General features: G+C 46.8%; 15 protein-coding genes and 1 pseudogene. 7 read left to right on the forward strand and 9 right to left on the reverse strand.

Going from position 1 to position 20,419, the window contains the following annotated elements; translation table 11 throughout:
* Positions 1-106: 106 nt before the first annotated feature.
* A complete protein-coding gene (locus tag QUA36_RS05635; RefSeq protein ID WP_333453601.1) occupies positions 107-1,954 on the forward strand; it encodes an iron uptake porin in 1,848 nt (615 codons plus the stop codon).
* A 169-nt stretch (positions 1,955-2,123) separates the two neighbouring features.
* Here QUA36_RS05635 and QUA36_RS05640 read toward each other — a convergent pair whose 3' ends face one another.
* The gene (locus QUA36_RS05640) at positions 2,124-3,323 is read right to left on the reverse strand and encodes an ISAs1 family transposase (RefSeq protein ID WP_333456035.1); all 1,200 of its coding nucleotides are present in this window, start codon (positions 3,321-3,323) and stop codon (positions 2,124-2,126) included.
* A 122-nt stretch (positions 3,324-3,445) separates the two neighbouring features.
* Between QUA36_RS05640 and QUA36_RS05645 the strand changes: the two are divergent.
* Positions 3,446-3,721, forward strand: a pseudogene (locus QUA36_RS05645) (carbohydrate porin); the annotation flags it as partial.
* A gap of 407 nt (positions 3,722-4,128) precedes the next feature.
* Here the strand turns inward: QUA36_RS05645 and hisIE are convergent.
* Positions 4,129-4,779 carry a bifunctional phosphoribosyl-AMP cyclohydrolase/phosphoribosyl-ATP diphosphatase HisIE gene (gene hisIE / locus QUA36_RS05650; RefSeq protein ID WP_333456037.1) on the reverse strand — a complete coding sequence of 217 codons (651 nt, stop codon included), beginning with the start codon at positions 4,777-4,779 and terminating at the stop codon, positions 4,129-4,131.
* A 350-nt stretch (positions 4,780-5,129) separates the two neighbouring features.
* Here hisIE and hemL point away from each other — a divergent pair, with 350 nt between their 5' ends.
* Positions 5,130-6,428, forward strand: a complete 1,299-nt coding sequence (gene hemL / locus QUA36_RS05655; protein WP_333035451.1) for a glutamate-1-semialdehyde 2,1-aminomutase — start codon at positions 5,130-5,132, stop codon at positions 6,426-6,428.
* 236 nt (positions 6,429-6,664) lie between these two features.
* Here hemL and QUA36_RS05660 read toward each other — a convergent pair whose 3' ends face one another.
* The 3 genes from QUA36_RS05660 to QUA36_RS05670 are packed head-to-tail and all read right to left on the reverse strand — an operon-like array spanning position 6,665 to position 7,910.
* Positions 6,665-7,066 (reverse strand): biopolymer transporter ExbD, encoded by a 402-nt coding sequence (locus QUA36_RS05660; protein ID WP_333456039.1) that lies wholly within the window; start codon positions 7,064-7,066, stop codon positions 6,665-6,667.
* Positions 7,050-7,709: a MotA/TolQ/ExbB proton channel family protein gene (locus tag QUA36_RS05665; RefSeq protein WP_333160239.1), complete on the reverse strand. Its 660-nt coding sequence runs from the start codon at positions 7,707-7,709 to the stop codon at positions 7,050-7,052. The genes QUA36_RS05660 and QUA36_RS05665 overlap by 17 nt, the downstream gene beginning before the upstream one ends.
* A gap of 15 nt (positions 7,710-7,724) precedes the next feature.
* A complete protein-coding gene (locus tag QUA36_RS05670; protein ID WP_333456041.1) occupies positions 7,725-7,910 on the reverse strand; it encodes a hypothetical protein in 186 nt (61 codons plus the stop codon).
* 568 nt (positions 7,911-8,478) lie between these two features.
* On the opposite strand from QUA36_RS05670, the gene QUA36_RS05675 reads away from it, so the two are divergent.
* The 3 genes from QUA36_RS05675 to QUA36_RS05685 all read left to right on the forward strand — a co-directional run bounded on the left by QUA36_RS05675 (position 8,479) and on the right by QUA36_RS05685 (position 13,794).
* Positions 8,479-10,035 (forward strand): TonB family protein, encoded by a 1,557-nt coding sequence (locus tag QUA36_RS05675; RefSeq protein ID WP_333456043.1) that lies wholly within the window; start codon positions 8,479-8,481, stop codon positions 10,033-10,035.
* A gap of 90 nt (positions 10,036-10,125) precedes the next feature.
* A complete protein-coding gene (locus QUA36_RS05680; protein ID WP_333456045.1) occupies positions 10,126-11,211 on the forward strand; it encodes a hypothetical protein in 1,086 nt (361 codons plus the stop codon).
* A gap of 495 nt (positions 11,212-11,706) precedes the next feature.
* Positions 11,707-13,794 carry an acylase gene (locus QUA36_RS05685; protein ID WP_333456046.1) on the forward strand — a complete coding sequence of 696 codons (2,088 nt, stop codon included), beginning with the start codon at positions 11,707-11,709 and terminating at the stop codon, positions 13,792-13,794.
* 283 nt (positions 13,795-14,077) lie between these two features.
* Here the strand turns inward: QUA36_RS05685 and QUA36_RS05690 are convergent, their stop codons facing one another.
* The 3 genes from QUA36_RS05690 to QUA36_RS05700 form a co-directional block, all read right to left on the reverse strand.
* On the reverse strand, positions 14,078-15,364 hold the full coding sequence (locus QUA36_RS05690) for an MFS transporter (protein ID WP_333456048.1): 1,287 nt from the start codon (positions 15,362-15,364) through the stop codon (positions 14,078-14,080).
* Between the two features lie 90 nt (positions 15,365-15,454).
* Positions 15,455-16,636: a PepSY-associated TM helix domain-containing protein gene (locus QUA36_RS05695; RefSeq protein WP_333456050.1), complete on the reverse strand. Its 1,182-nt coding sequence runs from the start codon at positions 16,634-16,636 to the stop codon at positions 15,455-15,457.
* A 338-nt stretch (positions 16,637-16,974) separates the two neighbouring features.
* Entirely contained in the window at positions 16,975-19,743 is a 2,769-nt protein-coding gene (locus QUA36_RS05700; protein WP_333456051.1) for a TonB-dependent receptor domain-containing protein, read from the reverse strand.
* A 126-nt stretch (positions 19,744-19,869) separates the two neighbouring features.
* On the opposite strand from QUA36_RS05700, the gene QUA36_RS05705 reads away from it, so the two are divergent.
* Positions 19,870-20,049 carry a hypothetical protein gene (locus QUA36_RS05705; RefSeq protein WP_333160222.1) on the forward strand — a complete coding sequence of 60 codons (180 nt, stop codon included), beginning with the start codon at positions 19,870-19,872 and terminating at the stop codon, positions 20,047-20,049.
* A gap of 208 nt (positions 20,050-20,257) precedes the next feature.
* Here QUA36_RS05705 and QUA36_RS05710 read toward each other — a convergent pair whose 3' ends face one another.
* A complete protein-coding gene (locus QUA36_RS05710; RefSeq protein WP_333160220.1) occupies positions 20,258-20,413 on the reverse strand; it encodes a hypothetical protein in 156 nt (51 codons plus the stop codon).
* Between the last annotated feature and the right edge of the window lie 6 nt (positions 20,414-20,419).

Genomic DNA, 20,419 nt, shown 5'->3' on the forward strand with positions numbered 1-20,419 from the left:
ATATAAAAAATATTAACTCAAAACTTTGTGGTTGGCGATATTAAATAGGTTTACAATTCCTAGGAAGCTAATAGCAATTTTACCATCCAATTTGTGAGGAGTTCTAGTGAAAGCACATCTACTATTTAGTGCGGGCGCAGTAGGTTTACTGTATATACTTGCCTGTTCTTTACCATTGGCAGCGATGCCTCCCGCCGAAAAAAAGACATTAGGTAGTGAAGATTTAAAAGAGTCAGAGGCTAAAATTAGCCTGAATACAACTGTTGAAAATCAGGTCAAAGCCCCTGAAACATCCGAGTTAAAATTAGTTGAGTGGCTGCAATTTGACAACACCGTCTCAACAACCAATCAACTCGCCAATCTCCCCCAAGAAACTGCCAACCTGAATCTGCCCGAAACAGCAGCATTAACCGCAGAAAATTCCGGGGAAAACTCATTAAACTTAGCCGAAAAACCAGCAAACCCAGCCCCAGCAGAAGTCACAGAACAAGTATCTGTTGCCCCTTCCCAAAACTCGCAGGCACCAGTAGAAGTCACAGAAAAAACATCTGTCATTCTCGCCCCTAACCCTGCACCAGTAATTGCCCAAACAGAAACTTCTACTTCCGAAAAGTTAGCTGAAATCGAAAACAGCGCTTCCTTAGAACCCGCAGCAACCAACAGCGAAACTTCAGAATCCAGCGAACTCCAGCAAGTAACCTCTGTATCTCAACTCTCCGACGTGCGCCCGACGGACTGGGCTTTTCAAGCCCTGCAATCTCTAGTAGAAAGATACGGCTGCATAGCAGGATATCCAGACGGCACGTTCCGAGGCAATCGGGCAATGACTCGCTACGAATTTGCCGCAGGTTTAAACGCTTGCTTGGATAAAGTTACTGAGCTAATTAAATCAGGTACAACCAACTTAGCAACCAAGGAAGACTTAAGCAAACTGCAAAGATTGCAAGAAGAATTTGCAGCAGAATTAGCCACTTTGCGGGGTCGAGTCGATGCTTTAGAATCCCGTACCGCCGAACTAGAAGCCAATCAATTTTCGACAACAACTAAACTCAGCGGCGAAGCAATTTTTAGCGTTGCCGACACTACCAAAAACAATAGCAGGGAGACTGAAACAGTCTTAAACTACCGATTGCGCTTGAATCTGCTGACCAGTTTTACAGGCAAAGATACGCTGATAACTGGCTTGCAAGCTTACAACATTCGCAGCTTCGGACCTAATTTAGGTTTGTCAACAGGGGCATTTAGCGGTTTGTCCGACAGTCAAGCCAAACTGAGTTTTGAACCGCAATTTCCCGGAATTAATCCTCAGACTCTATCTAGCATTGACGCCAATGCTGTTGAACTTTACAAACTGCTTTACGTTTTTCCAGTTTCTAACAGCATCACTTTATTTGCCGGCCCGAAAGCTGAAACTTCTGATGCTTTTCAAGCTATTACTCCCTTTGCCGGAGAAGGACAAGAAGCTATCTCTAGGTTTGCAGGTTACAACCCTGTAGTCCGCGTATCCGGCGGCACTTCTGGCACCGGTTTGGCATCAGCAGGCGGGTTTATTTGGAACGTTTCCAAAAAAGTCAATCTCACAGCTTTGTACGGCAGTGTGAATGCAGCATTGCCCGCTGATTTAGGCTTTCCAGCCACGCCTTTAGGAGCAGGTGCTTTTGAGGGAAGTACGGTGGCTGCGGCGCAGTTAACGATTAAACCTACCAGCAGTATCGACATAGGTTTAAATTACGCTTACAGTCGCCACCAATTGAATATTCTTGCTACAGGATTAGGTGATGCCGATTTGGGTTCTATTTTGGGATCAGATAGAGAACCTGTTAACGGTGGCGTGAGGCTCAATTCCTTTGGCGGTACCGCAACTTGGCGGTTTTCTCCGAAAATTGCTGTTTCTACCTATGGAGGTTGGATAGTTGCTGACGCTGAAAGAAGCAATCAGGGTAAACGCATCTAAATTAATTTGACAAAAACGTGAATTTGTGCATTACTAAATAACTTAAAAAACCTTCTTAAAATTATTAATTTTCACCCGACCTGAGCAGATTAAATCAGAACCTTAAGATTTTCTGAACTTCTTAAAGCCGGATAATTTTCCTTCTTAGATAGATGTTAGATTTCGCTCATTAACTGGCAGAGTTTAAAATTTGAACTAAATAATTATTGTCCATTGCCGCTCGATACCGTTTCATTTTTAGACTTTGTTTAGAAGTTTTTTCTTGTTTTAGTAAATTTATAGCTAACCGACGTAGGAGAGCAAAATTTTCGGAAGAATGATCTTTGCGAATGCGACTCTTGTCTTCAGAAAATGTAACATCTAATGTCCAATGTAAGCTATTTTCAATGCCCCAATGACTGCGAATCGCCCCAGCAATTATTTCAGCATTACTGCTTAAACTACTCAAGTAAAAACGAGCTTCTGTCGTGGTTTTATTCCACAGCCGTCGTTCACTAACTATCATGACAACTGTTTTTAATCCACTCCATAATGCTTGATTATGAAGTGGTGGTAACTCAGATACATCAACAGTCCATACCTGTCTTTTTTCCACTCGATGATGTCCAGCTTCTACTTGTTCATGATAGTTATACTCTCTACCTAGATAATCTGATGTTTGGGCTAATTCAAACCATTCTTTTACGGCTTTATACAGGAGTGGTTGATTTCCTTTTAAAGCTACAATATAATCTCCTTTTTTCTTAACAATCAGAGATGTTATGTCTTTTTGACATCCCATAGCATCGATGGTTATTACACTTCCGGCAATTTCTAACATTTCTATTAATTCCGGAATTGCTGTCAGCTCGTTAGATTTCTTATGGACTTTTTTTTGTCCTAAAACCAATTGATGAGATGAAGACCAGGCAGTAACTATATGTAGCGCTTTTTGCTGGTTATTTCGGTCATAAGATTGTTTCATTGTTTTGCCATCAATGGCAATCACGTTTAGTTCTAATTCCCCGACTATCGCATTTACCCAACTCAAAAAACATTCTTGAAACTGCTGCGGTTCAATTCGGGCAAAGACTCGACTAAATGTGTCATGAGATGGTATACCATTCGGTAATTCTAGAAAGCTTTTTAACCATTCATATTTGGCGTTACCATAGGCTTCTATTGCCACCCATCCGTCGGCACCGCTGATGAGAGCTAGAATCGCAATCGCTATAATATCTTTGAGTAAGTGTTCTTTACTTCTTTCTATCCTTGGGTCGTTCAACTTGGCAAAATGTTCTAAAAAACTGGTATTTAAAATATTCATTGAAGGCAATGAATCTGTTTTTTTTTGTTGGGAAGTTACAGCTTTACTAAAACCTCTTGCCATTGATAGCACCCCCAAACTACAACAAACTACATTGAAATTTACTCGGATTTAACTGTAGCATATTTTGGGTGAAAGTTAAGATGCGTTTACCCTGAAGAAGCAATGCTTCTACAACTTTCACCAGTTGGATGGTAGGTTTCCATTTCCGAGATTTGTTCGCACAGGGCAATAATGCAGGTATTCTGTTTGGACAGCCACTCGATCGCGATTCAGTAAGTGGCGGTGCTCGCTTTCAGCAAAACAAAGCAACTCCTTACCATTTAGAAGCTTATTACCGCTTCAAAGTCAACGATAATATCAGCATTACACCCGGAGCTTTTGTGCTGTTCAATCCTGAAGGAACTAAGGATAATGACACCGTAGGGGTGGGAGTCCTGCGGACAACTTTTACCTTCTAAATGGAGTCGCGACACTATCTGCAATTGGCAGGAATTGATGCTGTTGCCGCTTAAGCAGTGCTAACCTAGATAGGACTTACGCACGAGTACGTATGGGGGTTCAGGAACCGGGTTTTTTTAGCAAAATAGTTCGTTAGAGCATTGCAGACTTGGTAAAAAACCCGGTTTCTTCACTCGGAGTTCGCCCAGGACTTACTTGGTTAAAACCCTCAATTACACAGGATTTACACCTGGGGGCCCAGAAACCGGGTTGATGGGCGAAAATACTTCGCTCAACCAGCAGATTCGGTAAAAAACCTGCTGGTTGAGCGAAGTCGAAACCCGGTTTCGAGGAGTCGGAATGCGTCCAGGAGGGCAATTATCAATTACCAATTATCGATGCCAAATTACCAATTCCCAATTACCGATTATTTTCGTCGATCGCCCAATTTGCGGTAAACTGCTCTTAAATCAACTTGATGGTGAGCCAAAGCAACCAAAGTGTGATAAAATAAATCCGCAACTTCTCCAGCAATTCCATCTTTGTCGTCGTCTTTGCAAGCCATTACAACTTCCGCCGACTCTTCGCCAATTTTCTTGAGAATTTTGTTGTCGCCGCCCTCGAACAATTTGCAAGTATAAGAACTTTCGTTAGGATGATCGCGCCGAGCGCAAATTACGGCAAATAATTGAGATAACATATCCCCTGGCGGGGGTGAAATTTCCCCATCAACTTGGTGAAAACAACTTCTTTCTCCGGTGTGACAAGCAATATCTCCGATTTGTTCGACAGTGACTAGCAAAGTATCACTATCGCAGTCGTAACGCAGCCCTTTGACATTTTGAACGTGTCCCGAAGTTGCGCCTTTGGGCCACAATTCGGAACGAGAACGACTCCAGAACCAAGTTTGCCCGGTAGAGAGCGTTTTTTGCAGCGACTCCCGATTCATCCACGCCATCATCAACACCGTACCGTCCAAATAATCTTGGACGATCGCAGGCACTAAACCGCGATCGTCGTAACGAATCTTTTCAATTGGGATCGATCGGCTCAAACTTGATAAATCAGTAGTAGACATAATTTTATTTCAACTTGGTAAGATAGATTAACGCTTTCCTGTGGGAGATTTTTTTTTATTAACCGCAGAGAACGCAGAGCAGGGAGAGGAAGAGAGAAGATTGAGCAACTGATGGCTAAATTGTCAAGAACTATTTTACAAAAAATTACATTTTAGGGCGATTCCCTACGGGATAGCTTCGCTTCACGGTGCGGGTGCTACAAAGCTTGAAAAACCCAAGCTAGTATTGCTACTCATTGGTTTGTACCCTAAAATCTACTAGAATAGTTTCCTTGAATAGACATAACCTTTATGCTGAACTGGCTCTAAAATTATTCTACCAACAACAGACGTTCACTAAGGAGAAAACATTGGTTTCCACAACCTTGAAAACGACCAAATCAGAAGAAATTTTCGCCGCAGCCCAGAAGTTGATGCCAGGTGGCGTCAGTTCCCCCGTCCGCGCCTTCAAATCCGTAGGCGGACAGCCCATCGTCTTTGACAGGGTAAAAGGAGCCTACATTTGGGATGTGGACGAAAACCAATACATTGACTATGTAGGCACTTGGGGCCCAGCCATCTGCGGCCACGCCCACCCGGAAGTCATCAAAGCCCTGCACGAATCTTTAGAAAAAGGTACGAGTTTCGGCGCACCATCGCTGTTGGAAAACGTACTCGCCGAAATGGTCATCGATGCCGTTCCCAGCATTGAAATGGTGCGATTTGTCAACTCCGGCACCGAAGCCTGTATGGCCGTTTTGCGGCTGATGCGAGCTTTCACCGGACGCGATAAACTGATTAAATTTGAAGGCTGCTATCACGGGCACGCCGATATGTTCTTGGTAAAAGCCGGTTCCGGCGTCGCAACTCTGGGCCTTCCCGACTCTCCGGGCGTCCCAAAATCCACTACTGCCAATACCCTCAACGCTCCCTACAATGACTTAGAAGCAGTCAAAGCTTTATTTGCCGAAAATCCCGGCGAGATAGCAGGCGTAATTCTCGAACCAGTGGTGGGGAATGCCGGTTTTATTACCCCGGATGCAGGTTTTCTCGAAGGTTTGCGGGAAATTACTAAAGATAACGGTGCTTTGTTAGTTTTTGATGAAGTAATGACCGGTTTCCGCATCGCCTACGGCGGAGCTCAGGAAAGATTCGGTGTCACCCCGGATTTGACTACTTTGGGTAAAGTTATCGGTGGCGGTTTGCCGGTGGGAGCTTACGGGGGAAGGCGGGATATTATGGGGATGGTGGCTCCTGCTGGCCCGATGTATCAAGCGGGTACGCTTTCGGGAAATCCTTTGGCGATGACTGCTGGGATTAAGACTTTGGAATTGCTGCAAAAACCCGGCACTTACGAACAGTTGGATAAGATTACCAAAAAACTGTCTGACGGATTGCTAAAAATTGCTAAGGAAGCTGGACACGCGGTTTGGGGCGGGCAAATTAGCGGGATGTTTGGCTTGTTTTTTGCGGCTGGCCCGGTTCACAATTACGAGGATGCTAAGAAGTCGGATTTGACGAAGTTTAGCCGCTTTCACCGGGGAATGTTGGAACACGGAATTTATCTTGCTCCTTCGCAGTTTGAGGCTGGATTTACTTCTTTGGCTCATACTGAGGAAGATATCGATCGAACTTTGGCTGCAGCGCGTGAAGTGATGGCAAGTATTTAACGTGTGTAGTAAGGATCTTTGTCCTTAAAACTCAGGAATAAATAATTAAAGTCCTTGCTGTTTGTTGGCAGTAAGGACTTTAATTTTTAACTGTTTTATCAAATAAAGTCCTGAATCATACAGTCTATTCAAGACTACCTTTTAACCAGGTTTACAGGCTTTTTTAGTAAAGTTTCACGGGGTAATTCCTGTTTAAGGGTGTGGGGAAATTAAAAATTAGTAATTATAGAAGCTCTCTACTTTGCGGTAGCAATCCCTAACTTAGCTCCTTTAATTCGGCGTAATCGATCCATAACTTCCACAACATTTCCGTGATTGACGCTTTTATCCGCATTCAACACAATTAAGGAGTTCTGATTTGAACCCATCACCTGTCGCACCGTACTCTCAACCTGGTCTAAGTTGACTAACTTTTTATCAACCATTAATTTTCCCTGAGCATCAATCGTGACGGTAATTTTAGCAGGCGAGTCCTGAACCTGAGACGTTGATGCTTTCGGTAAGTTTACGGGCAAACCCTCGGATTTGGATAAAGACAGAGAGGAAACAATTAAAAACGTCAATATGGCGAAGACCACATCAATCATTGGCACGATGTTAATCTGGGGAATACTATCAGGTTCATCGGGTAGGCGCATAGTTAGATTCTCTTGGTAGTTTTTCGTAGCGGTGACGGTACATTAACTCTAGCTGACCTCCAGCTTCCTGAATAAAAGCAATCTGCTGTAAGTAAAACCCGCGAAACATATTGGCAAATAAAAGTGTAAAGATTGCCACAACTAACCCTATTGCCGTAGAAACGAGGGCTTCGCTAATCCCAGAAGTAACACCTGTGGCATTGGTACCCGTGGCATTCCCCAGTTTGAGGGAGGCAAAGGTGGTAATTAACCCCAAAACTGTTCCGAGCAACCCAAATAGTGGGGAAAGGCTGATAATGGTGTCAAATATTGTATTGAATCGCTTCAGGATGGGGATTTCTGCCTGAGCGCCACTCTCTAAGGCCAAACGAAATTCTTCGATGTTGGGCGAGTCTAATTCTAAAGCTTCTAAAAAAATCCGGGCTAGGGGCAAATCGCCGTTTACTTGTAACTTTTTGATGGCGGAATCGGGGTTTTGACTGTAAAGCTGTAGCACTTCTCGCACGACTCGCCGCTGCCGCCGATTTACCCTAAACCAAAAGGCAAGACGCTCTATGATCAGCGCGACTGCTGCGATTGAGGAGGCCAATAGCGGCCAAGCAACAATGCCTGCGGCGCGAAAAATGTAAATGAAAGCATCCATTGATTTGTACTCTCGCTAGCTCTGTTGAATGATCGCAAGCTGCCTAATGCTGCAATTAGCCCGATCGAAGGTTGGTAGAGTTTCTGCGTCAAGTCGGCACAATGGATTCAGACTGCGAATTTTTTCACTCAAGCGCGATCGCAAGCGTGATCGCAAGCGCGATCGCACTACCTGTATGTGACTATCTTCGTCTGAACCCAAAATGCTCCTACTGTGATCTCGATCGAGATCGCGACAGATTGTTCTGCCAGTGCTTCTTTGCTAAATATTTGCGTTAGGACTTGACAATAATCTTCAATAATTTAAAAGATTCTCAACTAGATTTTCACAAACTTCAGGGTTTGTCAAGTCATGAGCCATACCTTATAATAACAATTGTTTATTAGTTGCAATAGTTTTAATTAGTTTTTGTTAACTAAATAAATTTATGAAAAGCTTGAGAATGTGGAAATTTGTTGGTAAATTACGGGCTAGAGTATTGCCGTTAAGGCATTTTGGAACATTGCGCTGCCAGAACCAGAACATTGACACCGCCCCTAAGAGCAAAGTAGACGCCCCCAAAAGAAATGCTGATTGGTAGCCTCTAGTTGGAATCTCAAAATTAAATAATGAAAATTAATTGCAAGAGTCTTGAACAGGGTGACAGTCTTCTTATAGGATGGGTAGGTTCATCAGTGATAGCAAGCTCAACCCGCAGTTGGTAGCTTGTTTCGGGTGATGTCGGGGAGCCAGCGAGGATGTTGCCATCCATAAAGGAGAGTGAGAAGGCATGAGTTTTTCAAATATTTCGGCTACGCAAAGACAACAACAAGAAGAAGCTCTCAAAAAAGTTCTGGCGATCAGTCTGTTAGGCTCAGCCTTACTGCACTGTGTCGCGCTGCCGTTGAGCCTCAACTTAGTCAAACCTGCTGAATTTGAAGAGGATGCGATTGAAATTGTTGTGCTTGATGAGCCCACAGTAGAGGAAACCCAGCCAGAGCCGACTATTCCAGAAAAGGCATCTCCCCCGCCTGAGACGTTCAAACCAGAACCGCCACCAGAGCCAACTCCCCCAGAGGAGCCACCGGTAGCCGCAACGCCACCACCGATTCCAGAGGAGCCACCCGTAGCGGTAACGCCACCACCGATTCCAGAGGAGCAGCCGGTAGCGGTAACGCCACCACCGATTCCAGAGGAGCAGCCGGTAGCGGTAACGCCACCACCAATTCCAGAGGAGCCACCCGTAGCGGTAACTCCACCACCAATTCCAGAGGAGCCACCGGTAGCGGTAACTCCACCACCAATTCCAGAGGAGCCACCGGTAGCGGTAACTCCACCACCAACTCCGATCGAGCCTTCCCCCCCACCTCAACAGGATTTAAATTCCCCAGAAACTCCTAAAACTCCGATCGCCCAGGAACCCGAAACCCCTTCGCCCGATCCTCCAAAAAGCGAACCACCCGTTAGCGACTCCCGCCCCAAGGGTGCTGCGAGTCTCCCAGACTTTACAAAAAATGCTGGAAATCCCAACTCCTCCGACAGCCCTGAAAAAAATAACCCGCTCTCGTCATCTGCTTTGGCGGGTAGCGGGGAGCCTTCCTCAGAGCCATTAAATCCTTCTTCCGGGCCATTAGCGCGATCGCCCGCGGCTGGCCCGCCAGTCACAGCTACTAGGCCAGGAGGCAGTGGCAATTCTGGAAATGCGATCGGGGATGTAGGAAACCTCCCCTCCCCTGATAGCCCCGGAGCAAGTGCGTCGAACTCACCAGCCGGTGCCAGCAAAAATGGCGACATACCTTCCTCAGAGCCATTTGCGGCTGGTTCTGGGCGATCGCCCCGATCGCCTGCGGCTGGCTCGCCAGTCATACCTACCAGGCCAGGAGGTGGCAGCAATTCTGGAAATGCGATCCCAGATGTAGGAAACCTCCCCTCCTCTGGTAGCCCGGTCGGAAGTGCGTCGAACTCATCACCCGGTGGAGGTGAAAATGGCGGCGGGGGTTCATCAGGGCCATTTGGTAGCGGTTCCGGGCCAGTGCCAAAACCGACAAATCCAGGAAGAGGGGGGAGTCCTTCGCGCCCTCCCGGCCGGCTTCCCGACTCTTGCATTAGCTGCGGTAGACCTGAATATCCGAGCGCAGCCAGAGAAGAAGGGCGGCAAGGCGAAGTGGAAGTCGTGTTTGACATTGACCCCAACGGTAAGCCATTCAACATCAAGATCTCGACTCCTAGCAAATACAACGACTTGAATCGCGCAGTGATTAAAGCAGTAGAAAAATGGAAACTTGCCTCATCAGAGAGTGGCATTAAAGGAGAAAGAGCATCCATTACCTTCCAGCTCGATGAGTAGGGATTTTTTTGAAACTCTAGCAATTTGGCTAGGAATTCTATAGCACCGTCCAAGGAATAGCAAAGTTAAAAGTTGAATTTTTTGTGAATTATGAATTTGGGAATGTCGTCAGCAATATTAAGTAAACTTCAGCGAGTTGGACTCGCTCTATTACTTGGTTCAAACTTGGGAATGGCTGTGTTGTTTGCCAACCCTGACAGCGCAATGGCAGGAGTAATTACTTTACCCGATGGCGGACGTTGCGAGGGAGAATTGAGTGAGGGAAAACTCAGCGGGCCCGGCAGTTGTCAATATGCCAACGGCGATCGCTACGAAGGCCAATTTCTCAACGGCCAACCTCACGGTCAAGGCATCTATACCTTTAAAGAAGAAGGTCGATACCAAGGAGAATTTGCTTTGGGTGAATTCAACGGTCAAGGTGTCCGCGAATTTGCTAACGGCAACCGCTACGAAGGTACTTTTAAAAACGGTGAGTTCGACGGTACAGGCACTTTTACCTCAACTAACGGCATTCGTTACGAAGGCTCTTTTACGAGTGGTTCTCCCAGCGGTCGTGGGGCTTTTACGTTCAGTAATGGCACTCGATGCGAAGGAGATATTAAAGAAGGAAAAGTTAACGGCAAAGGCGTCTGTCAATATGCTAATAAGAACCGCTACGAAGGAGAGTTGCTGAATAACTTACCTCACGGGCAGGGAATTTATACCTTTGCGGTCGGAGGTCGTTATGAGGGGCAATTTAGTGAAGGGCAGTTTCACGGTAAAGGGGTTCGCGAATATCCGAACGGCAACCGCTATGAAGGAGAGTTTGTGAAGGGCAACATTCAAGGTCAGGGGTTGTTTACTTTTAAAGAAGGGGGACGTTATCAAGGGCCGTTTGACAATGGAGAATTTAGTGGTGAAGGTGTCCGTGAGTTCGCCAATGGAAATAGCTATAAAGGCACTTTTGTCAAGGGTAAGATGAGCGGGAAAGGAATTTTCATTTTTGCGAATGGCGATCGCTGCGAAGGCGAATTTAGCGATGGTCAGTTCAACGGCAAAGGTACTTGCATTTACGCCAATGGCGATCGCTATCAAGGTGAATTCCTCAACGGGCAGAAACACGGGCAAGGTTCTTATCTATATGCAGATGGAACGAAAGTAGAAGGAAATTGGCAACAGGGGCAGCTTAAAAAATAAGCTTATAACTCACATCTTGCACCATTCTCAAGAACTGGCAAGATGCCCGTTCCACAAAAGATAAATTTTCTTGTGGGTGGAACAGGCATCTTGCCTGTTCATAAAAGCCTAATTGAGAAGGGTGCAATATCTCAGTTATAACCTATTTCTCCCTACTTGTTTACCCCCTCCTCACCAATGACATTAATGCGCTTTACAGCCGACACACCGGCGTTTTATAGCGATTTTCAAGTTGGTGAGCGTAGCGGAGGGCTTTTAATTTCACATCCGATTTACACAGGGTCTTTTTTCTGATTTTCGGGAGTGCTCGAAGAAGAGTTATTTTTTTTAACTGCATATCGACGCAGATAGATTACGTTTTGGGGCAACGGATTTGGTAGAAATTTTTCCCTTGTTCTCCCTAAAAGGAGTTTAAATCCTCGGCGTTTTGTTCATGCAGCTTGTTTAAAAGGCTGCAATTTCTCAGTTCAAACCACCCTAGCTAATTAATTTGCAGTGTTTCTACAACTAAAAAAACAAGGCCGACTGATTGTCTCGTTCTTAATGAGTTTTACTTTATTTTTGCTTCTAAATAATGGGGTTCAATCCTCGCCTCAAACAGGCACTCAAATTCTTTGGGATACCTATGGAATTCCACATATTTACGGAGAAAATAGTAAAAGCCTTTTCTACGCTTTTGGGTGGGCGCAGATGCAAAGTCACGGTAATCTGATTTTGCGTCTTTACGGGCAAGCTCGCGGGCAAGCTGCGGAATTTTGGGGTGAAGATTATCTGGAATCGGATCGCTGGGTGCAAACTATGGGAATTCCTAATCGTGCAAAGGCGTGGTATGAATCACAAACTCCCATTTTTCGCAACTATCTCGATGCTTTTGTTGGCGGAATGAATGCCTATGCAAAAGAACACCCAGAGGCGCTCACGGAAGAATTAAATGTAGCATTGCCCCTCAAACCAGTAGATGTATTGGCACACGCGCAACGCGTCATTAATTTTACTTTTATAGTCGAGCCAGATCGCCTTGAAAATCTCACTGAAAATGATACCCCCAAAGGCTCTAATGGTTGGGCGATCGCTCCTTCCCATTCTCAAAGCGGCAATGCCATGCTATTGGCAAATCCTCACCTTCCTTGGTCGGATTTATATTTATGGTACGAAGCGCAACTGGTTGGCCCAGAAATTAACGCTTACGGAGCGACTCTCGTCGGATTTCCTGTATTAACGATCGCCTTTAACGACAACTTGGGATGGACTCATACTGTCAACACTCACGATGGCTGGGATGCCTACGAATTGCCCCTCGCTAACGGGGGCTATCGCTTCGATGGCAAAATCCGAAAATTTGACAGAGAAGAGAAGGTTTTAAAAGTCAAAGAAAAGAATGGGAATTTGCGATCGGAATCTCTAGTAGTGCGGCGTTCTGTTCACGGGCCGATTCTCACAGAAAAACAGGGCAAAGCGATCGCCCTGCGCGTTGTCGGACTCGATAAACCAGCAGCCCTTCAGCAGTGGTGGGATATGGCACGCTCAAATAACTTTTCTGAATTTGAAACCGCTTTAAAGCGCTTGGAAATTCCCATGTTTACGGTCATGTATGCCGATCGAGAGGGGCATATCATGCACTTGTTTAACGGTCAAGTCCCCATTCGCAAAAAAGGAGATTTTAAATACTGGTCAGGCACGATCGCAGGCAATACCTCAGAGACTTTGTGGAGCAAAAATCATCCCTATGCGGATTTGCCGCGCGTTGTCGATCCGCCCAGCGGTTGGTTGCAAAATACCAACGATCCGCCTTGGACAACGACGTTTCCCAGCCCGATCGCACCGGATAAATATCCCGCCTACATGGCACCGCGCGGCCCGATGGATTTGCGATCGCAGCGATCGGCAAAAATGCTGTTAGAAGATGAAAAAATCTCTTTCGATGAATTGATGCAATACAAACATTCTACTCAGGTAGAACTCGCCGATCGCCTCCTCGATGATTTAATTCCCGTCGCACGACAAGGCAGTGCTCAAGCGCGCCGCGCTGCGGAAGTTCTCGCCACTTGGAATCGCAAAGTCGATGCTGACAGTCGCGGTGCGGTGCTGTTTGCCTTTTGGAAAAAAGCGATGGATGACGATAAGTTATTCGCTAAACCTTGGAGCGAAGATGCGCCGCTAACGACGCCAGACGGGTTGGCAAATCCTGCGGAGGCGGTGCGGGTGCTGGAAGCGACAGCAACCAAAGTTGAGGCGACTTATGGCGCGTTAGATGTGGCATGGGGGGAAGTCTTCCGATTGCCTGGGGAAGCGAATTTGCCGGCAAATGGAGGTGACGGTGATTTGGGTGTATTTCGCTCAGTATGGTTCGCTCCAGGGAAAGACGATCGCTTTCAAGCGGTTGCGGGCGATTCTTTTGTCGCTGCGATTGAGTTCTCGAATCCTGTGAAAGCGATGGCGCTAAACAGTTACGGCAACGCCACTCAACCTGGTTCGCCCCACGCCGGCGATCAGTCGCAGCTCTTTGCTCGCAAGGAATTGCGCCCTGTATGGCGATCGCGATCGGAAATTGAAGCTCACCTGAGTTCGCGCCAGAAACTATAGGAGAAGGAAGAAGGAAGAAGGAAGAAGTTATATCAAATCTGTTAGCATCGGAATTATTCCTATCTCTATTCTCTTAATCTGCGTGAATCAGCGTCAATCCATTGTCATCTGCGGTTAACACATTCTCTTTTTTTAACCGCAGATGATGGCAGATAAACACAGATTAACGCAGATGAATTAGATCGATTACGGTTGCAACATGGGTGATTGTTGACTGTTGACTGGGTTTTACTCTTCTGATGCTACCGGAATTGATATTAAAAGACCTCTCTCCGTTTCCCCTTTACCCATCGCGCAGCAGTCGGCAAGCATACCCACCGACTGCTACGAGCAATAAGCCCAGGGCGGAGATAGCGTATAACAAGGCCATGCCAGCACCGGCACCTGTCCCGATAATTGGGCCAAAAATAGCTGCTAAAAAACCTCCCGGTTGCATGGCGGGTTCAAAGACGCGATCGGCAAGTGGGCCTGCGATCAATAAACCGATCGCAGACGCCAATTGCATGATGACTGCTCTGGTAGCAAAAACGCGCCCTTGTACTTCTGGTGCGACTTTCGCCAACCATATCGCCTCGTTGGAACTGCCGAGGATGGGGAAATTGAAAGACGAACAAAATTGAGCGGGAACCCAGATGGAAAGCGCCTGGCCGAAAGCAAAGACTATTTTACTCAAGCCCGCGCCTGCCATGCCCAGCAGAAAGCCCCGGATTCGGCGTTTGGGGCCGCCCCAAATACTGATAATTGATGCTCCTAAAACGCCGCCGGCGCCGCCGGCTGAAAGGATAGTACCTAGGATTCTGGCATTGTTGCCGGTGCGTGCCAGAATCATCGGTGAGTAGAGGGCCGCGCCGATGTCGTGAGCGAACCAGAATAGCGAAACGGACGCCAGCAAGGCAAGCAGGCTGGGACGCTCGACGATGTAGCGGAATCCGAAGCTGAGTTCTTGCAATAGGTGAAAGCGAGTCGGCTGGGGATTGGAGGCGATATTGCTCCGCAACGCTGGCGCGATCGCGGGCTGGGGTATTTTGACAGATACTAGGGTGCCGATCGCGATTGTAAAAGTTGCCAGGTCGATCGTAAAAATCCCGCCGGGCCCAATTGCAGAATAGAGAATCCCCGCCAGCGTCGGAGCAATAATACTGGCCCCGTAATTTGCCAAAAAACTTAAACTGCTAGCGCGGCTGTAATGCTTTTCTGGCATCATTGTGGCGATCGCTGCTGAGTAAGCTAACTGCTGAATTTGGTCAAAAATTCCGTTAATCGCAGCCGCTATATATATATGCCATATTTGCAGGTTGTGGCTGATATAAAGTAATAGGATAGTGAGCGTTAACAAAGCTGAAACCGCATCACCGATCGCCATTAAAAATTTTCGATTCCAGCGATCGACGAGAATGCCAGCAACCGGAGCAAGCAAGATGCGTGGCAATTGAGTAAAAAACATCAACAAAGCCAAAGCTGTCGCTTGACTGGTGGATTCCCAAATCCAAATAGTCAGCGCAAACGCGGACATAGCGCTGCCAATCATCGAAGCAGTTTGTCCGAGCCAGAGTTGAATAAATTTTTGCATTAAATAAGCGATTGATAGGATTTAAAATTCAGAGGATAGGGGTTTTTAAGCAGGAGAATCACACCCGAATCAAACCGCACGCCGCTCTCATTAAAACCAAGGCCATTGCTGGCTCAGTGGAGATAATTCTTCATATTGCTGTCTCGCCTCCTTGCGGTAAAATTTCACCAAATGCCGCTGCCACCACATCAGTACACCCGTAACAAACAGTACAAACGCTGCTAATCCTGCGATCGCGTGTGCCAGCCGCAAGTAAATTCCGCCATAGCTGCCAATATGTAGCGGATAAAGCGAGTTGAGAATTCGATTTGCTACAGAAGCTGAATTTACACTGTCAGCCTGCAATATTTCGCCACTGTATTGGTCGAGATAAATGGTGCTAATCCCGTTTGGGTGCGGGTCATTGGGAAATTTTTTCCTTACTTTAAAACTTGCTTCAGGTGTCAAAGGCAGAGAAATAAAAGTGGTTTTAGCTTCCGGCCAAACGGTAGTAACTTGGTGTAAGATTTCGTCAAGATTTTGCCTTGAACTGCTAGAGTGGGGATGAGAATTCAAGGCGGGCTGTGGCTTTTCATTGGTTAGCCAATACAAAGCCGATTCAACCGGCGCGTAAAAAATTATCGCTGTTCCTGTAGCAGAGATCAGTATGAGAAAAGCGACTGATACAATGCCAGAAACGTTATGTAAATCAAAGACAGTCCGCTGCCAGTGAGCTTTCCAATTAATAGAAAATCCGCGAGTCAAATTGCGCCAACCCGTCCACAATACCAAACCAGTAAAAGTTAGTCCTAGCATTACTAGACCGCAAATGCCTACAAAAATATGACCTAATTCTCCTCCCGCTAATTCTGCGTGTAACGTAAAAACCAAACCTGTAAAAGTTTCTTTCCCAAGGCGCGCACCCTTAATTTTTCCACTGTAAGGATTGACATAAACGTTAACTACTTCCTCACTTTTTGACAGCATCGAAACTTGGCAAACTTCCTTCGCTGATCGCGGTAGCAAAATACTAAGAGCTTGATTTTGGGGATAAGCTTTTTCGACAATATGCAGGACATTTTCCAGCGGTATCCGTTCGCCTTGAGGAATAACTTGCAGGAGTTGGGGATTGAAGAACCGCTCGATTTCGGGACTAAAAATCAGCAAGCTGCCCGTTAAAGCAATTACTGCTAGAAATATTCCTACTACCAACCCCAAATACAAATGCAATTTGAATGCGAGTTTGCGGAAATTCATCTCTAGATTTTTCTCAAAGCCGTTAACTGTTCTCATTCAAGTCCGTTAGTGGGCCCGCGAGTCCGCCAGGGGTTGAAACCCCTGTCTAATAGCTAAAGTCCTCTCAAGAGGACTAATGATACTAAATCCGGGTTACTCACCCCCTTTTTGAACTGGCGAGCTATTTTTTCCCACTCTCCCCCTCTCCAGCAATAAAGGGGTTTTTAACCCGGATTTGGTATGAGTCCTTCAGTCCTCTTTTAGAGGACTTTAGCTTTGAGGCAGGGGTTTAAACCCCTGCCGGACTGTCGGTTTGACGTTAAATTGACACCTATGGGTAGTTCCGTGTCCCTACGGGGGAATTGAATACCTCATAAACCTTCAATCTGCTGTAATTACCAGTTAAGGCGGTAATTAACACTGAGAGTTAAACCTCTGCCTGCATAATTACCGCTGTCCGATCCAAATCCAGCTAAGTATTGGGAGATCACGGGAAAATATTGATTATTCAATAAATTCTCGACTTTGATTTGTAGCAGCCCTTTTCCTAGTTGAATTGTGCTGATGTAATCCAATGTGAGATAGCTGCTAATCGGGCCGCCATCCGAGCCGTCTTTGAAGGCTTGATCGCGATTTCCAGAATATAATAACTGTAACCGATTGTTCCATCCCTGCAAAGTTTCGTTTTGGAGATAAGCTGTTAGTTTGAGCGGTGGAATTCTGCTGCTATCGAGGGCGATGTAACGGTTGTCCTCCTCATATTCGCCATGAAGATAGGTAGCAGTCCCGCCGATCGACCATGCTCGTGCAGGTTGCCAATCCACAGTTCCTTCTAAGCCGTAAATGCGTTCTGGGGCGCGGATTAGTTCCAGGCGACCTGTGTTGCCAACTGGTTGAAAACTGATTCCTAGATCGGAGGTATTGTAAAAAGCGGCAAGCGACATTTGCACGGATTGCCACCCTCCTCGAATGCCAATTTCGTAGCTGTTGACTTTTTGCGGTTGAGTTACTTCTAACGAAGATTCAATTCCCACAAAATCGTCGGGGGGTTGGCGGAGAATGCGGCCGAAATCTGGAACTGAGAAACCTTGAGAAAAGTTGCCAAATACGTTGAAGGTGTCATTAAGTTTATAGACAGCCCCTGTATTAAATAGGGTGGCGTTAAATTTGCGATCGCCTCCTTCGATCTGGCGATCGTTAAAAGTGGTATAATCATTGACGTTTAACCCGACGCGTTCGTGACGTATCCCGCCACTTAAAATGACGATATCGTCAATATTCCATTCCAATTGACCGAAAAAGCCAAGGCTGTCATAAGTGTAAGGAGGAACGAAAGGACGCTCGGAAATTTTCCGGTAAACCCTGCCACCACTTGCGTCAACTCTCTCTGGGTCGTACAGGTCGAAACGCTGTTTGCTATCTTCAGTAATATAGTCAGAACCCCAAGTTAATCGAAGATTTTCGGCACTGGATAAAGGAGTGGTGACCGCAAGCCTTCCTCCTATTTGTTCGTTTTCGGCTCGCGAACGAGCAACGCCGACAAACGGGCCAAAGAAATCGGACGTGCGAAAATCAGAGGGAACACTTACATTGGAATTCGTTCGATAGTAAATTTGACTTTGAAGGCTGCTGCCAAAAAGGTTTTGGTTGGTGTAACTGAGGTTGAGCTGTGTACTTCTATTTCCCGGTGTTTCCCCGTCAATATCCAAATCTCCGGTTCGGATGGCGCGGGCTTTTTGCCGTCCTTCCTGGTCGTCAACACTAGGGTCTGGAATCACATTGGGATCTTGGGTTTCCCGATAGTGATTGACAGTTAGTTGCAGCCGCTGTTCGGTATCCAAATCTACCCCGACTTTGCCCATCACGTTGAAGAGGGTGCTGCTATCTCCGCCGAGTTCAAAATAGGGAATGCGATCGCCTTTGGCATCGTAAAAAGCTCCACTTCTGGCGATCGAGACAGTGCCCGTCAGATCGACATTGCCCGATCGGCCAGAAACCGTCTGCTGAGCGTTAAAGCTTAGAGCATCATCCGTGTTTGTTAAACCGCTACCGACGCCCACTTCAGTAACAGCAGTTAGCCTTTCCTCAGTTGGCCGACGAGTAATAATATTAACCACGCCACCTGTAGCCTGAGCGCCGTAGATTGCTGTAGACCCCCGCACTACTTCAATGCGTTCGATCGCGCTGGGATCGATGTTTCTAAATTCTCTGCCAAACGATTGAAGATTAGTTGTTTGCGGCACGCCGTCAATCAGAACGGAAACGTCGCGCCCCCGCAAAGTTTGTCCATAAGTGCTAGTTTGTTGAGTCGGAGGCGCGAAACCAGGAACCTGATTTGCCAGAGCTTCCCCGATATTTCTCGATTGTCCTACCTGCTGCTGAAGTTCTTCTGAGTCTACCACCGTTATAGAGCGCGGCACGTTTGACACTCTTTCTGAGGTTCGTGTTGCAGTGACAACGATTTCAATCGGGTCTCTCCCCGCCTGTGGTGTCCCAGGTGGCTGCGCTGTAGAGGGCAAGGGTTCTCCGGGTGTCCCAGGTGGCTGCGCTGTAGGTGGTAAGGGTTCTCCGGGCGTTCCTGGTGGCTGTGCTTTAGGTGGTAAGGGTTCTCCGGGCGTTCCTGGTGGCTGTGCTGTAGGTGGTAAAGGTTCTGCAGGTATCTCTACCTGCTGCCCTGTCGGTGGCAAGGGTGCTGCGGGTGTCCCCGGCCGCTGTGTTGTAGGAGCAGGTGCAGGCGGGCGAGCAGTCATCTCCGAGGTGGGTTTTAAGCCCAGAATCAGACCCGCAGCGTTAGGAATCACCCGTGCCACTGGTTGACCCCTCTCGCCAATGACTTTGATTCGGATGCTGTTGTTATCTAAAGGAGTAACGGTGACAGAAGCAATTCCCGCAGCCGGTTTGTCTTGACGAAACTCATTTCCCCCCGGTAATCGCAGTTGAGCGGTGATGACATCAACTTGTAAAGTTTCGCCAAAGCTGGCGCTGAAGACTTGCAGGGGCCTTCCATCTTCAGTGTCTAGGATGACTTCAATGCCTTCTGACGTGGGATTGAGGCGAACGCCCGTCACCTGCGCGATGTTGGAAGCGCACGCCGGCCCAGCGACTAACGCCGACACGACTCCTGCCAGCCCAAGGCTATTTAATAATTTCTGCGATCTCTTCATTAGTCTTTAATCAAAAATTAATGGAACTTCGGATATGTGGTTTACGTTGCTTGCACAACATGATTTGTGGCAGCGTTACTGCTCTTGTGTGCCTCTTGAAACTGACCTGCAGAAGATCCGGCCCAGTTGTCGGGCGCAGTTCGATCCGATCCTCCCGTCGCTAGTGGCATTTGTCTGGGAATACAGGAGGCGCGTCAGGGCGAACTCCTCAGTCCGGTGGCGCTCTGGACGATCGCCCACGGTGGGCATTTTCCTCGGTTAAAGGAAGTAGTCGCTGGACGCTTAATGAGAAAGTGCCTTAATTAGATAACAGAGCACTTGCATCTGTCAAGAGTTAACTAATGAAAAATTATGGCATCTTGTAATAGGGGGTCTCACCCCTCTATCTCCTTGAACACCACTTGCGTAGTATGGTTGATTGTGAGGGCTAGACAAACGATCGCCTAAAATGCTATGGCAAGAGTTAGAAAAGATTGTCAGATAGGCAACGATAGGAGTCAATAAAGTTTTTCAACTACTCTTGACAATTAATATCATCTAGCCTACTATGCTTAAAGTCGATAGCCGTAAAGCCCCTGAAGCTGATATCGAAGCTGGCTCGGACTGAAATCGCCCCGGAGCCATTGCCGAACAGCCCGATCGACCACAAAACGTTAAAAGAAGCGCTCATACCCGA

This window comes from Microcoleus sp. Pol10D4 (assembly GCF_036701555.1).
Lineage (GTDB): Bacteria > Cyanobacteriota > Cyanobacteriia > Cyanobacteriales > Microcoleaceae > Microcoleus.